Genomic DNA, 14,569 nt, shown 5'->3' on the forward strand with positions numbered 1-14,569 from the left:
CAGTGCCGGTCACGCGTCCTCCGGGGAGGCCAGGCCCGTGAGGTAGGCCAGGCTCGCGCGCACGTCCTCCACGGGATCGGCGTCGGCCGATGTGAGGATCACGTCCTGCTCCATGACATACCAGCCGGTGTACCCGGCGGCCGTCAGGCCGGAGACGATGCCCGCCACGTCCACGTCGCCGCGGCCGAGCGGCCGGTACATCCCGGCCCGCACCGCGTCGGTGTAGGTGAGCTCGCCCGACCTGACCCGCCCGGCGAGGCCGGCGTCGACGTCCTTGAGGTGCGCGTGGGCGATCCGCTCAGGGGCCTTCCTGACGACGTCGAGCGGGTCGGCGCCGCCGGCCAGCAGGTGCCCGGTGTCCAGGCAGAGGGAGACGGCCGCACCCTCGAGGACCCGCTCCACCTCCTCGCCGGTCTCGACCATGGTGCCCACGTGGGGGTGCAGGGTGACCAGGTGGGGGATCTCCCGGTCGATCCGGTCGAGATTGGACAGGAGCGTCCGCCAGCCCTCGTCGTCCAGGGCGGGGCGTCCGTCGTAGCCGTCCACCCCGGTCGCGGCGGCCAGCACGACGACCGCGTCCGCTTCGAAGGCGGCAACCGTGTCCCGCAGGCCGGGCAGCGGGTCGTGCGCCGGGTCGTGCAGGACGACCGGGACGAAGCCGCCGATCGCGTGCAGGCCGTAGCCGTCGAGCAGTGCGGCGCGGCGGTCCGGCTCCGGCGGCAGGAACCCGTCCGGGCCCAGTTCGGTGGCGGTCAGCCCGAGCGCGGCCATCTCGGCCAGCACGCGCTCCGGGGCGAGCTGGTGGCCCCAGCCGGGCACCTCGCAGACCCCCCAGGAGATGGGGGCGGCGGCGATCCTCACTTCGCCACCTCCATCACGCGGACGGGACGGTCGGTCCGGCGGGACAGGTCCGCCGCCTCGGCCACGTACAGCGCGGCCAGGGCGTCGCGGACCGTGCAGGGGCTCTCCCGTTCGCCCCGCGCCGCCTCCAGGAAGGCGGTCATCTCCGCGACGTACGCCTCCTCGAACCTGGCCTGGAAGTCCGGCCAGGGGTCGCCGTCCGGCGCGAAGCCCTCCGCCGAGCGCAGCGGGGTGCGCCCGCCGAGCCCCGCCGCCCAGGCGCCGCGGGTGCCGGCCAGCTCCATTCGCACGTCGTAGCCCGCGCCGTTGTAGCGCGAGCCCTGCAGGGTCGCCAGCGTGCCGTCGTCCATCGTGAGGATCGCGGCGCTGGTGTCCACGTCGCCCGCCTCGGCGAAGTACTCCTCGCCGCGGTTGGCGCCGGTCGCGTAGACCGTGTCCACCTCGCGCCCGGTGACCCAGCGCAGGATGTCGAAGTCGTGGATGTGGCAGTCGCGGAAGATGCCGCCGGACAACGGGATGTAGCCGGCGGGCGGAGGCGCGGGATCGGCGGTCATCAGGTGGACGCGGTGCAGCACGCCAAGATCGCCGGAGCGCAGCGCGTCACGGGCGGCCAGGTAGCCCGCGTCGAAGCGGCGCTGGAAGCCGATGTGGACGACGGCGCCGGTGCGCTCGACGGTCTCGGCGACCCGCAGCGTCTCCTCCACCGTGGGCGCCGCCGGCTTCTCGCAGAACGCCGGGACGCCCAGCTCACAGGCGCGTTCGAGCGCCTCCGCGTGGGTGGACGTCGGGGTCGCGATCACCATCGCGTCCGCGTCGAAGGGGTCGCCGACCGTCACGGAGGACCGTGCCGCCGAGAAGCGTGCCGCCACCTCCTCCGCCCGGCTCCGGTCCACGTCGGAGACCACCAGCTCGTCCGCGAGACCGGCAAGGGTGGCGGCATGGAAAACGCCTATGCGACCAAGGCCCAGCAAACCCACACGCATGTGTCAGCTCCTCGTCCAGGGGCCTCCAGTTCTAGATGAGCGGAAGGTAAAGGTCAAGAGTTTGTCCTGACATTCGGATGAACTATCATCCCGATGATAAAAGCGTGACTCAGCGCTCGACGAGGGTGACCTCGAGGGAATAGTGCGAGGCCCGGTACACGTGCGAGCCGTGCTCGACCGCCCGGCCCTGGTCGTCGTAGGTCGTGCGGACCATCGTGAGCAACGGGCAGCCTCGCCGCTCCTCCAGCAACCGGGCCTCCGCAGGAGTGGCGGCGCGGGCGCCGATGCGCTGGTGCGCCACCCGCATCCGGATGCCGGTCTGGCGGAGCATCTCGTAGAGCCCGCGCTCCATCAGCGACTCGGCGGTCAGTGGGGCCAGCCCGACCGGCAGCCAGTTGTGCAGCAGGGCGAGCGGTTCTCCCATGGCGTACCTGATCCGCTCCAGCCGCAGCACCTCCGTGCCCGGTTCTATCCCCAGGGCCACGGCGACCTCCTCCTCGGCCGGTACGGTGTCCAGGGACAGCACCCGGGTCTCCGGCTCCTGCCCGGCCCTGCGGAGGTCGTCGTACAGGCTGGTGAGCTCGACCGCGCGCTTCACCTGGCCGTGCACGACCTGGGTGCCGACGCCGCGTTTGCGGACGACCAGGCCCTTGTCCACGAGGAACTGGATCGCCTGGCGGATGGTGGGGCGGGAGAGGCCGAGTTGCTCGGCGAGCTGGATCTCGTTGTCCAGCCGGGAGCCGGGGGGCAGCTTGCCGGCCTGGATGGCCTCCGTGATCCGCTCGGCCACCTGGAAGTAGAGGGGCACGGGGCTCGACCTGTCGAGGTCGATGTCCAATCTGGTGACTGTCACGCCTCGACGGTAGCTGACATCAGAATGTCTTGACCAATGCCGCCGTGGCCCGATTAACGGGAGATGTCCAGTTCGCAACGGCGGTCATTATGTCTTGACAAACTATTCACGTGACGTTCATCGTGGAGCACACCGCGGCGCCGGATCGGGGCTCTGGGCGGCGCCCGACGACCCCCGAGAGGCAAGAGGAGTGACGCCACCTTGAGGCGTACCCGGAAGATCGTTCCCCTGGCACTGCTCGCGCTCGCCGTCGCCGCCTGCGCGCCCTCCACCGGCCCGGACGCGCCGTCCTCCGCGACGAGCGCCGAGCAGGCGCTGCCCGGCCCCTCGATCGACGCGTCCCTCGACCTGGACGCGCTGGTCGCCGCCGCGAAGAAGGAGGGCGGCCTGCTCGTCTACGACTCCAGCGGCGACATCGAAGAGGTGGCCAAGGCCTTCACCGCCAAGTACGGCATCCCCATGGAGGGGGTGAAGTCCGACACCCCGCAGACCGCCGAGAAGATGACGAGGGAGCACGCGGCCGGCAACGTCACCATCGACGCGGCCATGTACGAGGACGGCGGGGTGCTGGTCGGCCAGCTCATCCCGCAGGGCGTCGCCCGGACATGGGTGCCCGCCGACCTGAAGGACCAGATCCCGGCCGAGAACCAGAACCCGCTGCTCGCGCTGTCGAAGGCCACGGTTTTCGCGTACAACACCAAGCTCTCGCCCGGCGGGTGCCCGATCAAGAACGTGTGGGACCTGACCGAGCCGGAGTGGGCGGGCAAGCTCGTCATGCAGGACCCGCTCGGCAAGCCCACCGTGCTGTCGTTCTTCACCCAGCTCGACGCGCACGGCAACCAGGCGCTGGAGCAGGCCTACCAGGCGAAGTACGGCAAGCCGCTGCAGACCGAGGAGAAGAGCGCCGCCTACGAGTGGGTCAAGCGGATCTCGGCCAACAAGCCCGTTCTGACCGGCTCCGACGAGGACATCTCGGCGGCGGTGGGCGCGCCGAACGCCACCGACAAGAAGATCGGCTTCATGTCGATCTCGAAGTTCCGCAACAACGAGGACAAGGGATACGCGCAGGCGACCTGCGAGGGGATGACCCCGTTCGCCGGCTTCAGCTACCCCAAGTACGTCGCGATCGCCGCCAAGAGCAAGCACCCCAACGCGGCCAAGCTGTACGTCCACTTCATCATGACCGAGGAGGGCGTGAAGCACGAGATCGGCGAGGGCGGCGTCTCCGGCAACAGCACGGTGAAGCCGCTGGTCACCCCGGCCGGCCTGAACGACTGGAAGGGCCAGCTCTTCCACACCGACCCCGCAGGGCTGCTCGACGACCTGCGCAACCGGCAGACGGTCTCGGACTTCTGGCGCGTCAACCACGGCTGACCCGGTGAACGGAACGGCCCCCGGGAACACCCGGGGGCCTTCTATCGTGCCCGCGTCAGTCGCGCGGGTCCCAACCGTCGGTGTCCACGTCGAGGTCGAGGTTGTCCGCGATGTCGTCCCACTTCGTGAACTTGAAGTTCGTGATCTCCCGGTCGGGCTCGGCGGGGGTGTTCTCCCCGTCGTGCGCGACGAACAGGCCCTCGTCGAAGTCGCCGAGCGGGACGTTCAGCACGGTCGAGCCGTCGCTGTGCTCGACGCCGTCGCGGCCGTTCTTCTCGCCCACCCGGAACTGGCCGAGGTAGGCGTTGGACCCCTCTCTGCGGTAGACGGCGAAGGTGCTGTCGCCCTGGCTGGAGGCCAGCAGGTAGCCCTTGCCGTCCTCGCGGTAGTAGATCGTCAGGCCCTCGGCGTCCGCCGCCAGGTGCTTGCCGCCATAGCCGGGGTCGGCGCCGGGCGTGCACTCGTCGGTCGCGGCGTCGTACGTGCCGGGCACGCCGAACTCCTTGGTCTTGTCCACCAGCACCGGCGTGCCGGTGAGGTCGGCCCGCATCCGCCAGATGCCGACGTCCTCCTGGGCGGCGTAGAGGACGTCCTTCTCCTGGTCCACGACCATGCCCTCGACCTGCGGCTGCACTCCGGGCTCGTCGCACGGGGCCCAGGTCTGGCCGTTGGGCAGGGCGAACGACGCGGGCAGGTCGAGCGTCCTGACGAGCTGGTAGCCGACCTTCCCGCCCGGCTTGGGCAGCAGCTTCACCAGCCCGACCGAGGTCCGGTGCCGCCGGCTGACCAGCGCGTACGTCCCGGTGGAGTCCGTCCAGGTGGCCAGGCCGTACGCCGTCTCCTTGTCGTTGACCTGCTCCTGCGTGGAGTTGAAGACGAACGGCGCGGCCGGGTCGGTCACGTCGGTGAGCCGGCCCTGGGAGATGGCGTAGATCCTGAGCTGGTCGCGGCCGCGGTCGGAGACCACCGCGAGGTCCCGGCCGCCGAAACCGTAGGCCACGTCGACGTTGTTGTACCTGCCGACCTCGTCGTCGGGGCCCGGCGCGGCGGGCGCGGGCAGGTGCTGGACCTGCCGCCCGTCGAGGTCGTAGACGAAGAGCCCGGCCTCCTTGGCGGTGCCGATGACCACGCTGTCGCCCGAGTCGTGGGGGTCCACCCAGATGGCGGGGTCGTCGCCGTTGGCGTTGCCGCCGGCCTCGTCGTCGTACAGGGCGGGGGTCTCCACCTGCGGGTACACGGTGGCGACGCCGCTGCTCGACGCGGGGACCGCCGCCCCGCCTATCAGGGAGATCGTCAGGGTGGCAAGGAACAGCCCGGACAGGGGACGCATCGCGCCTCCTCGCTTGGGGGATGATGTCGCCTCGACCGTAATGACCAATTAACACCTATGCAATAGGTCATCCTTATGTCATGACATATTCACCAAAACTTCGGTTGCGTGTCCTGGTCCCCGGTGGCACAGTCGCACACCGGAAGGGAAGGAGCGCCGACGTGGGACTGTTCACCGAGGCCATGGGACAGGTGGCCGCGGGCGTGGCGGTGGTGACGGTCAAGGACGACCGCGACGACCTGGGCACGACGGTCGCGACCCTGATGTCGGTGTCGCTCGACCCGCCGCTCGTGCTGATCAGCCTCGACTCGGCCGGATACCTCGCCGAGGTGCTGCTGCGCAGGGACCGCTGGGCGGCGAGCGTCCTCGCGGACGGCCAGCAGACGGTCGCCTCCAGGTTCGCCACGGCCGGACGGCCGGGCGCCCGGCTCCTGCTGGCCGGGGTCGCCCATCATCGCGGCGCGCACAGCGAGGCGCTGGTCGTGGAGCGCGGGGTGGCGGCGATCGAGGCCGAGACGACCCAGGTCGTCCCGGCCGGCGATCACACGCTGTTCGTCGGGGAGGTCCTCGGCGTCGACTACGTCGACGGGTCGAAGGCCCCGCTCGTACGGCTGCGCTCCCGCTACCGTCCGGTGGTGTGATCTCCTACCTGATCGTCCACCAGCCCGGCAGCACGAGCGGGCCGTACGCCGGAAGGCCGAGCTGCCCGGCCATCCGCGCCAGCGGCCCCCACGCCTCCAGGCGCACCCGGGCGAGCGCGGCCGACTTGTCCTCGCTGGACTCCGGCGGGCGCAGCCGCTCCAGCGGGTGCATGCGGGGATAGGTCCGTACGGGGGCGTCGCCGGCCAGCCCGGCCCGGCGGCGGGCCAGGGCGAGTGCGTCCTCCAGGCCGCCGAGCTCGTCGGCGAGACCGGCCGCCCTGGCGTCGGCGCCGCTCCACACGCGGCCCCTGGCCAGCTCGTGCGCCCGCTCCTTGGTGAGGCCGCGGCCCTGCGCCACCTTCCCCACGAAGTCGTCGTAGATGCGGTCGAGCCAGGCGTTCACCCGCTCCCACTGGGCGTCGGAGAACGCGGTGGACGGCGAGAACATCCCGGCGTTGGCGCCCTCGGCGACCGACTCGGTCACCACGCCGAGCTTGCCGAGCAGCTCGCCGACGACGGGCTTGCCGCCGAACACGCCGATCGAGCCGGTCAGCGTGCCCGGCTGGGTCACGATCACGTCGGCGGCCATCGACACGAAGTAGCCGCCGGAGGCCGCCACGTCGCCCATCGACACGATGACCGGCTTGCCCGCCCGGCGCGCCAGCACGACCTCCCGCCAGATCGCGTCGGAGGCGACGTACGACCCGCCGGGGCTGTCCACGCGGAACACGATGGCCTTGACCTTCTCGTCCCGCCGGGCCGAGCGCAGGGCGGCGCAGATGGTGTCGGAGCCCATGGCGCCCCCGCCGCCCAGCGGGGAACGGCCGCTGCGCCCGAGGCGGATCATGCCGTTGCCGTGGACCAGGGCGACCGTGTCGGCCCCGGGGTGGGGGAGTCTGCCGGCCAGCGCGCTCTTGGCGTACCGCGACACGTAGAGCAGGTGCGCGCCGTCCTCGACGGTCTCCGCGTAGACCTCGTCGCGATACTTCAGCCCGTCGACGAGCCCGGCCTCGACGGCCTCCGACCCGATGAACGGGCCCTGGTCGATCAGCTCACGCACCCGCTCGGGGTCGATGCCGCGCGCCTCGGCGATGCCGGCGACGATCTGCTCGGTGACCGACTCGGCGATGCGCCCGGCCGACTCGCGGTGGGCGTCGGTCATGTGGTTCTGGGTGAAGGTGTTGGCCGCCGTCTTGTACTCGTGCCGCTGGCCGATCTGATACTCCACCCCGGCCTTGGCGAGCGCGTCGCGCAGGAACCGCTGCTCCAGCGCCACCCCGGTCAGGCCCACGTCGCCGGAGGGCTGGAGGTAGACCCGTTCGAAGGCGCTGGCCAGGTAGTAGGGGACGGTGCCGGCGCCGAACTCGCCGAACGTCTCGGCGAACGCGACGGTCCGCTTGCCCGCGGCGCGCAGCTTGACCACGGCCGCGCGCAGCTCCTGCACCATGCCGAGGCCGAGGGGGTTGCCGCCGATCTTGACGATCAGCGCGGTGACACGAGGGTCCTTGCGGGCGCGGCGCAGGCCCGACAGCACCTCCGTGAGGCGCGTCTTGCGCATGGACAGCAGGGCGGTGACGGGGTCGGCGGGCGGGCCTTCCGACAGCCCCTCGGTCAGGTCCAGTTCCAGCACGAGCGGCGCGGTGCGGCGCTGCCGCAGCTTGCCGACCGTTTCTACGATCGTCCTCGTCGCGTCCATAAATGCCACCATAAGCGAAGGTTTCGCCGGGATGGCCGGATGATCAGGGCCCCCGTGCGAGACGCACGGGGGCCCTGACCGGCTCGAAGCGGTTACTTCAGGCCGCTGGACGGCGTCACTTGAGTCCGTTGGACATCGCAGTGATGAGCTCACCGTTGGAGGTGTCGCCGCTGAACTCCCAGAAGAAGGCCCCGCCGAGACCCTGGTTCTTGGCGTAGGTCATCTTGCCGCCGATCGTGGCGGGAGTGTCGTAGCTCCACCAGTTCGAGCCGCACTTGGCGTAGGCGGTGCCGGCGACCGTGCCGGTGGCCGGGCAGCTGGTCTTGAGGACCTTGTAGTCCTCGATGCCCGCCTCGTACGTGCCGGGCGCGGCGCCGGTGGCGGTGCCGCCGGGGGCGTCCTGGGTGACGCCGGTCCAGCCGCGGCCGTAGAAGCCGATGCCGAGCAGGATCTTGTTCGACGGCACGCCCAGGCTCTTCAGCTTCTGCACCGCGTTGTCGGTGTAGAAGCCCGCCACCGGGATGCCGGAGTAGGACGTGAGCGGCGAGTGCGGAGCCGTCGGGCCCTTGGCGTCCCAGGCGCCGAAGAAGTCGTAGGTCATGACGTTGTACCAGTCGACGTACTGCGCCGCGCCGCCGTAGTCGGCGAGGTCCATCTTGCCGCCGGAGTTGCCGTCGGCGGTGATCGCCGCGGTGATCAGGTAGTCCTTGCCGAACTTGGCGCGCAGTGCGGCCATGAGGTTCTTGAACGCCGCCGGGCCGCTGCTGTCACAGCTGAGGCCGCAGGCGTTCGGGTACTCCCAGTCGATGTCGATGCCGTCGAACACGTCCGCCCAGCGCGGGTCCTCGACCAGGTTGTAGCAGGAGTTCGCGAACGCGGTGGGGTTGGCCGCCGCCTGCCCGAAGCCGCCCGACCAGGTCCAGCCGCCGAAGGAGTAGAGGATCTTGATGTTCGGGTACATCGCCTTGAGCTTGCGCAGCTGGTTGAACGCGCCGCGCAGCGCGTTGGGGTTGTCCCAGGTGTCCGCCTTGCCGTCCACGCTGTTGGCCGTGGTGTACGCCATGTCGTAGTCGGCGTAGGAGTCGCCGATCGCGCACTGGCCGTTGGTCACGTTGCCGAAGGCGTAGTTGATGTGGGTGAGCTTGGCGGCCGAGCCGCTGCTCACGATGTTCTTCACGAAGTACTGCCGGCCGTAGACGCCCCAGTCGGTGAAGTAGCCCATCACCTTCTTGCCGCCGGGCGGCGGGGGCGAGCTCGGGCTCGCCGAGGGCGACGGCGACGCGGACGGAGACGCGGACGGCGAGGCCGAGGGCGAGGCGGACGGGCTGGGGCTCGGGCTCTTGCTCGGGCTGGCCGAGGGGGAGGCGGTCGGCCCGCCGGTGCAGGGCGCGCCGTTCAGGGTGCAGTTCAGCGGGGTCGAGCCGCCGGGCGCGCCGACGAAGCCGAAGCTCGCCGAGGCGCCCGCCGCGAGGCCGCCGCTCCAGGAGGGGTTCTTGAACGTGTAGTGGTTGCCGCTCTTGGTCATGGTGGCGTCCCAGGCCGAGCTGATCGTCGCGCCCGAGGGCATGTCGATCTCGACGGTCCAGCTCGGCAGGGCGTCCGACCCGGCCTTCACGGTGAACTTGCCCTGGAAGCCGGAGCCCCAGTCGGAGTCGACGGCGTACGTGGCGGTGGCGGGGGTGGCGGCGGTGGCGGTCCCGAGCGCGATCGGCGCGAGTAACGCTGCGCCCGCGATTACGGACCCCAGGAGGATCTTTCGCAACGGAGCTCCTGCTCTTGGGGGGTAAAGGACAGGAAAGTTTCCTATTAGTTAGGAGAGTAAGCACAGACTGCGAAGGGGTCAACGCCCTCGCACCCTTCTAAGCGTCGTTTAAGCCTCCGCTAAGGTCGCCGGCGCCGGCCCGGGCGACAGGAGAGTCTCCACTCCGGGGCGGGCGCGGCGGGCACCGGCTCTCGTACCATGAGTCGGTGTACGGCTTCGCCCGCTCCGTGTGGTCCGAGCCCCGTCCCCCCGATGCACCCGTACGGGTGTGGCGGGACTGGGCGCTCGTCGGGATGCTCGTGCCGCTCGCGGTGCTCGAAGGGGTGCTGCGGCCGGACCTTCCCTGGCGGCTCTTCGAGGTGGCCGTCACCGTCGGGCTTGCGCCCACCCTGCTGTGGCGGCGGACCCGGCCGCTGGCGATGCTCGCGATCTGCTTCGTCGCCACGGGCGTGATCCCGATCCTCGTGACCGGCACGACGCTCGACATGTACACGCTGGTATACATGCTGGTCCTGCCGTACGCGTTGTTCCGGTGGGGATCGGGCCGGGAGATCGTGACCGGCCTGGGAATCATGCTCGCCGCCGCCGGTCTCTCCGTGCTCGTCAAACACGCCGCTCCCGCCGACGTGGTCGGGCCGTTCGCCGTCATGCTCGCGACCACCAGCCTGGGCGGCGTGTTCCGCTATCGGGCCGGGGCGAGGATGCGCGAGCTGGACCAGGTCAAGCTGATGATGCGCGAGCAGCTCGCCCGCGACCTGCACGACACGGTCGCGCACCACGTCTCCGCGATGGCCATCCGCGCACAGGCCGGGCTCGCCACGGCGGCCTCGCGGCCTGACGCCGCGACCGAGGCCCTCCGCGTGATCGAGGCCGAGGCGGCCCGGGCCCTCGACGAGATGCGCGGCATCGTCCGCGTCCTGCGCCGGGACCGGCCGGCGGAGCTGACCCCCGGCCGGCGCATCGCCGAGCTCGAACGGCTCGCGAGCCGGGGCGGCTCCCACCACCCGGCGGTCGAGGTGGAGATATCGGGCGACCTGGACGGCCTGTCGCCGTCGGTCGAGTCCGCGGTCTACCGCATCGCCCAGGAGGCGGTGACCAACGCCGTACGGCACGCGCGCCGCGCCACCCGGGTCGAGGTGCGCGTCGCCGCCGACGAGACGGCGGTGCGCCTGTGCGTGCGCGACGACGGCGGCGGGGGCTCCGCGCGCCCGGCCGCGTCGCCGGGATACGGGATCATCGGCATGAGCGAGCGGGCGAACCTGCTCGGCGGCTCCTGCGCGGCCGGCCCCGACCGCGGTCGGGGGTGGACGGTGACCGCGGTGCTTCCCCGGGCCGGCGTCGCCTCATGACCGTCCGGGTGCTGATCGCCGACGACCAGGAGATCGTCCGCACCGGGCTCTCGATGATCCTCGACGCCCAGCCGGACATCGAGGTCGTCGGCACGGCCGCCGACGGGCGGCGGGCCGTCGAGCTCGCGCGGCGGCTGCGCCCCGACGTGTGCCTGTTCGACATCCGCATGCCCGGGACCGACGGCATCGAGGCGACCCGGTCCCTCGCCGGTCCGGACGTCGCCGACCCCCTCGCCGTCGTCGTGATCACCACGTTCGACCTCGACGAGTACGTCTACGCCGCGCTGAGAGCGGGGGCCCGGGGTTTCCTGTTGAAGAACGCCGGCGCCGACATGCTCGCGCAGGCCGTGCACGCCGCGGCCGGCGGCGACGCGCTCATCGCCCCGAGCGTCACCGCGCGGCTGCTCGGGGCCTTCGCCCGCACCGGTCCCGCCCCGTCACCCGCGCAGCCCATCGAGGCGCTCACCTACCGGGAGGAGCAGATCCTCGCCGCCGTGGCGCGCGGCCGGACCAACGGCGAGATCTCCGCCGAGCTGCACATCTCGCTCAGCACGGTCAAGACCCACGTCGCCAGCCTGATGGCCAAGCTCGGCGCCCGCAACCGCGTGGAGATCGCTATCTGGGCCTACGAGACCGGCCGCGTCAGGAGTTGACCCGGGGGCCCGGCTCCGCGCCGCGCCCGGGCCGGCGGTCCGGTCGCGAGGCGGCGGCGTTCAGCGCGGGATCGCCCAGTCCGGCACCCAGGTCCCGGAGGCGTCGTGGCCGGCCGCTGTGGCGGCGAGGTGGGCGCGGAGGGTGGCGAGCGCGGGGTGGGGGTTGTCGCGGTGCCACAGGAGCGAGTGCGGGTAGACGGGCATGGGGTCGGTCACCGGGATGCGGCGCAGGCCGTGGCCGGCGGGCCAGACGACGCGGGTCTGCCCGCCCATGAAGGTGGCCAGGGCCGGGGTGTCGGCGATGGTGTCGAGGAGCGCGTCGGAGCCGAAGTTGGGGCCGGTCGCCTCGATGGTGAGGCCGAACTCGGCGACGAGGTCGTCGTAGTAGGCGGCCCACTCGGTCCCGGGGACGAGGCCGGGCATCCAGATCCGGTGCCCGGCGAGCTGAGCGAGGGTCACGGACCGGGCGCCTGCCAGCGCGTGGGCGGGGCCGGTGAGGAGCTGGAGCGGCTCGTCGAGCACCCGGACGGACTCGATGTCCTCGGGAAGGGGCCGGCCGGGCATGACGACGGCGCGGAAGGACGCGTCGATCGCGCCGGACCGGACGGCGGCGACGGCCCTCTCGATGTCGAACAGCATCACCACGTCGAGGTCGATCTCGGGGTGCGCGCGGTGGAAGCCGCGCATCAGGCCCGAGGCCGCGCCGCGCGAGTTGAGCACGTCGACGCGTAGTGGACGGCGGCCGGCGCGCACGGAAGCGACGGCCCGGTCGGCGGCGCGCAGCAGCTCCCGGGCGTGGGGCAGGAACGCCTGCCCGTCGATGGTGAGCTCGGCGCCGCGCGGCGTGCGGGTGAACAGCCGCACGCCGAGGTCGCGCTCCAGCGCGGCGATGCGCTTGGAGACGGCCTGCTGGGTGACCGCCAGCTCGGCGGCGGCCTCCTGGAACTGCCCCGCGTCGGCGGCGGCGACGAAGGTCCGGACGGTGTCGAGGTCCATGCGGACACCCTAGAGATACAACCGTTGGTTGTGGCCGGGCGGCCCTGTGGTTGTTTGATCTCGGGGCATGCTGCTCGCTTTGATGCTTCCGATCGCGGATCGGTTGTGCGAGCGAGTGACGAGGGGCGTCGGGCATGAGGAACGGGCACCGGCTGGGGCGGCGGTTCGGGTGGCTCTGGGGAGCGTACGGGGCCAGCGCGCTCGGCACATGGCTCGCCTTCGGCGCGTTCCCGCTGATCGCGGTGCAGGTGCTGCACGCCGGACCGGTGGAGGTCGCGGCGTTGTCCTCCGTGGGGGCTGCGGTGGGCGCGGCAGTGGCGGTGCCGCTGGGCCCGTGGATGGAGTTCCGCCGCAAGCGGCCGGTGCTGATCGGGATGGACCTGGTGCGGTTCGCGGCGCTGCTGACGATCCCCGCCGCGTTCGCGCTCGGCGTGCTCTCCTTCGTCCAGCTCCTGCTGGTCTCGGTCGTCGTCGCGGCGGCCGACATCACCTTCCGCGCCGCCTCCGGCGCGTACCTGAAGACGTTGCTTCCGGCCGGGGACCTGCTCGTGGCCAACGCCCGATTCGAGTCCACGTCCTGGACGACCACGATCATCGGACCGCCGCTCGGCGGTGCCGCGATCGGGCTCCTCGGTCCGGTGGCGACGGTGGTGGCCGACGCGGTCAGCTACCTGCTCTCGGCCCTGGGCATCCGCGCGACGGGCGGCCAGGAGCCGCGGCCCGAGCGCCGGGAGGCCGCGCGCATACGCGCCCGGGACCTGCTCGACGGCTGGCGGTACATCCTCGCCGACGCGACGCTGCGCCCCCTGTTCTTCAACACCGCCGTGTTCAACGGCCTGGTGATGGCCGCCGACGCGCTGCTGGCCGTCCTGATGCTCGGCCGGCTCGGGTTCGAGCCGTGGCAGTACGGCCTCGCCTTCGCCGCGCCCTCGATCGGCGGGCTGCTGGGTTCGCGGCTGGCCCGGCCGCTCGTCACCCGGTTCGGGCAGCACCGGGTCCTGGTCGTCTCCGGGGCGCTGCGCGCGCTCTGGCTCGTCGGCCTGGCCTTCGTGGGACCGGGCGCCGGAGGGCTGCTGCTGGTGATGGGCGTCGAACTCGGGCTCATCTTCTGCTGCGGGGTCTTCAACCCCGTCTGCGCCACCTACCGCCTCGAACGCACCGCGACCGATCGGGTCGCCCGCACGCTGTCCGCCTGGTCGGTGACGACCAAGGCCTCGACCGCGCTCCTGACGGCCGCATGGGGCGTGCTGGGCGGTCTGCTCGGCCCGCGCACGGCCATCGGCCTGGCCGGCGTGCTCCTGCTGGCGACCCCGCTGCTGCTCCCCCGACGCACCGCGGCGCCCCTCGCCGCGCCCCCTGCCGAGCCGCTCGCGGAGACGGAGCCCGCACCGAACGGCGCCTGACGGGCCGCCAGGGCCGTCACCGCGATCTCATCACCCCAAGGAGAGAAGATGACCGTCACGACCCCGGCGCCGGACCCCCGGACGGCCGCACTGCTCGTCATGGATTTCCAGCAGGCGATCCTGGCCTCGTTCCCTGATCCGGCCGACACCGAAGCGCTGCTGTCCCGGGTGGCCGGCGCCGTCGCCGACATGCGCGCGCATGGCGCCGCCATCGCCTACGTGCGCGTTGGATTCACCGAAGCCGACTGGGCGGCGATCCCGCCGGCCAACAAGGCGTTCTCCTTCCTCGGCCGGCAGCGCCTCATGCACCACGCGGATCCCGCCGCAGACCTCCATCATCGGCTCGCTCCCGAGCCCGGCGACATCGTCGTCCGCAAGACCCGCTACGGCGCGCTGTCCACGACGGACCTGGACCCGCGACTGCGGGATCGCGGTATCAGCACCCTGGTGATCGCCGGCATCGCCACCAGCGGTGTCGTGCTGTCCACCGTCACCGACGCCGCCGACCGCGACTACCGGCTCTACGTCCTGTCCGACGGCGTCGCCGACCCGGACCCGCACGTTCACCAGACCTTGATGACCGGCGTCTTCCCGAGAATGGCGCACGTCATCGACACCGCCGAACTGCGCTCGCTCCTGCACGACAGCCGTCCCGATCGGGCATAAGC

General features: G+C 71.7%; 13 protein-coding genes. 6 read left to right on the plus strand and 7 right to left on the minus strand.

Annotation, left to right across the window (positions count from 1 at the left end):
• Window positions 1-9: 9 nt before the first annotated feature.
• The 3 genes from IL992_RS00275 to IL992_RS00285 all read right to left on the minus strand — a co-directional run bounded on the left by IL992_RS00275 (window position 10) and on the right by IL992_RS00285 (window position 2,697).
• A complete protein-coding gene (locus IL992_RS00275; protein ID WP_319018228.1) occupies window positions 10-861 on the minus strand; it encodes a sugar phosphate isomerase/epimerase family protein in 852 nt (283 codons plus the stop codon).
• On the minus strand, window positions 858-1,844 hold the full coding sequence (locus tag IL992_RS00280; protein WP_193201286.1) for a Gfo/Idh/MocA family protein: 987 nt from the start codon (window positions 1,842-1,844) through the stop codon (window positions 858-860). The genes IL992_RS00275 and IL992_RS00280 overlap by 4 nt, the downstream gene beginning before the upstream one ends.
• A 109-nt stretch (window positions 1,845-1,953) precedes the next feature.
• On the minus strand, window positions 1,954-2,697 hold the full coding sequence (locus IL992_RS00285; RefSeq protein ID WP_193201287.1) for a GntR family transcriptional regulator: 744 nt from the start codon (window positions 2,695-2,697) through the stop codon (window positions 1,954-1,956).
• 201 nt (window positions 2,698-2,898) lie between these two features.
• Here IL992_RS00285 and IL992_RS00290 point away from each other — a divergent pair, with 201 nt between their 5' ends.
• Window positions 2,899-4,071 (plus strand): ABC transporter substrate-binding protein, encoded by a 1,173-nt coding sequence (locus tag IL992_RS00290; protein WP_193201288.1) that lies wholly within the window; start codon window positions 2,899-2,901, stop codon window positions 4,069-4,071.
• A 55-nt stretch (window positions 4,072-4,126) separates the two neighbouring features.
• Here IL992_RS00290 and IL992_RS00295 read toward each other — a convergent pair whose 3' ends face one another.
• On the minus strand, window positions 4,127-5,401 hold the full coding sequence (locus IL992_RS00295; protein ID WP_193201289.1) for a phytase: 1,275 nt from the start codon (window positions 5,399-5,401) through the stop codon (window positions 4,127-4,129).
• 161 nt (window positions 5,402-5,562) lie between these two features.
• On the opposite strand from IL992_RS00295, the gene IL992_RS00300 reads away from it, so the two are divergent.
• Entirely contained in the window at window positions 5,563-6,042 is a 480-nt protein-coding gene (locus IL992_RS00300) for a flavin reductase family protein (protein ID WP_319018229.1), read from the plus strand.
• A gap of 4 nt (window positions 6,043-6,046) precedes the next feature.
• Here the strand turns inward: IL992_RS00300 and IL992_RS00305 are convergent, their stop codons facing one another.
• Complete coding sequence (locus tag IL992_RS00305; protein ID WP_193201291.1) at window positions 6,047-7,738, minus strand: S49 family peptidase; 1,692 nt, start codon at window positions 7,736-7,738, stop codon at window positions 6,047-6,049.
• Between the two features lie 115 nt (window positions 7,739-7,853).
• On the minus strand, window positions 7,854-9,500 hold the full coding sequence (locus IL992_RS00310) for a glycosyl hydrolase family 18 protein (RefSeq protein ID WP_193201292.1): 1,647 nt from the start codon (window positions 9,498-9,500) through the stop codon (window positions 7,854-7,856).
• Between the two features lie 206 nt (window positions 9,501-9,706).
• On the opposite strand from IL992_RS00310, the gene IL992_RS00315 reads away from it, so the two are divergent.
• Window positions 9,707-10,849, plus strand: coding sequence for a sensor histidine kinase (locus IL992_RS00315; protein ID WP_319018230.1), 1,143 nt, complete (start codon window positions 9,707-9,709; stop codon window positions 10,847-10,849).
• Window positions 10,846-11,502 (plus strand): response regulator, encoded by a 657-nt coding sequence (locus tag IL992_RS00320; protein ID WP_193201293.1) that lies wholly within the window; start codon window positions 10,846-10,848, stop codon window positions 11,500-11,502. The genes IL992_RS00315 and IL992_RS00320 overlap by 4 nt, the downstream gene beginning before the upstream one ends.
• A 60-nt stretch (window positions 11,503-11,562) precedes the next feature.
• On the opposite strand, the gene IL992_RS00325 is transcribed toward IL992_RS00320, so the two are convergent.
• Window positions 11,563-12,498 carry a LysR family transcriptional regulator gene (locus tag IL992_RS00325; protein ID WP_193201294.1) on the minus strand — a complete coding sequence of 312 codons (936 nt, stop codon included), beginning with the start codon at window positions 12,496-12,498 and terminating at the stop codon, window positions 11,563-11,565.
• Window positions 12,499-12,632: 134 nt separating this feature from the next.
• On the opposite strand from IL992_RS00325, the gene IL992_RS00330 reads away from it, so the two are divergent.
• Both IL992_RS00330 and IL992_RS00335 read left to right on the plus strand, forming a co-directional pair.
• Window positions 12,633-13,901: an MFS transporter gene (locus IL992_RS00330; protein ID WP_193201295.1), complete on the plus strand. Its 1,269-nt coding sequence runs from the start codon at window positions 12,633-12,635 to the stop codon at window positions 13,899-13,901.
• A gap of 48 nt (window positions 13,902-13,949) precedes the next feature.
• A complete protein-coding gene (locus IL992_RS00335) occupies window positions 13,950-14,567 on the plus strand; it encodes a cysteine hydrolase family protein (protein WP_193201296.1) in 618 nt (205 codons plus the stop codon).
• The last annotated feature ends 2 nt before the right edge of the window (window positions 14,568-14,569 follow it).

Origin of the sequence: Microbispora sitophila, assembly GCF_014892245.1 — a bacterium.
GTDB lineage: Bacteria > Actinomycetota > Actinomycetes > Streptosporangiales > Streptosporangiaceae > Microbispora > Microbispora siamensis.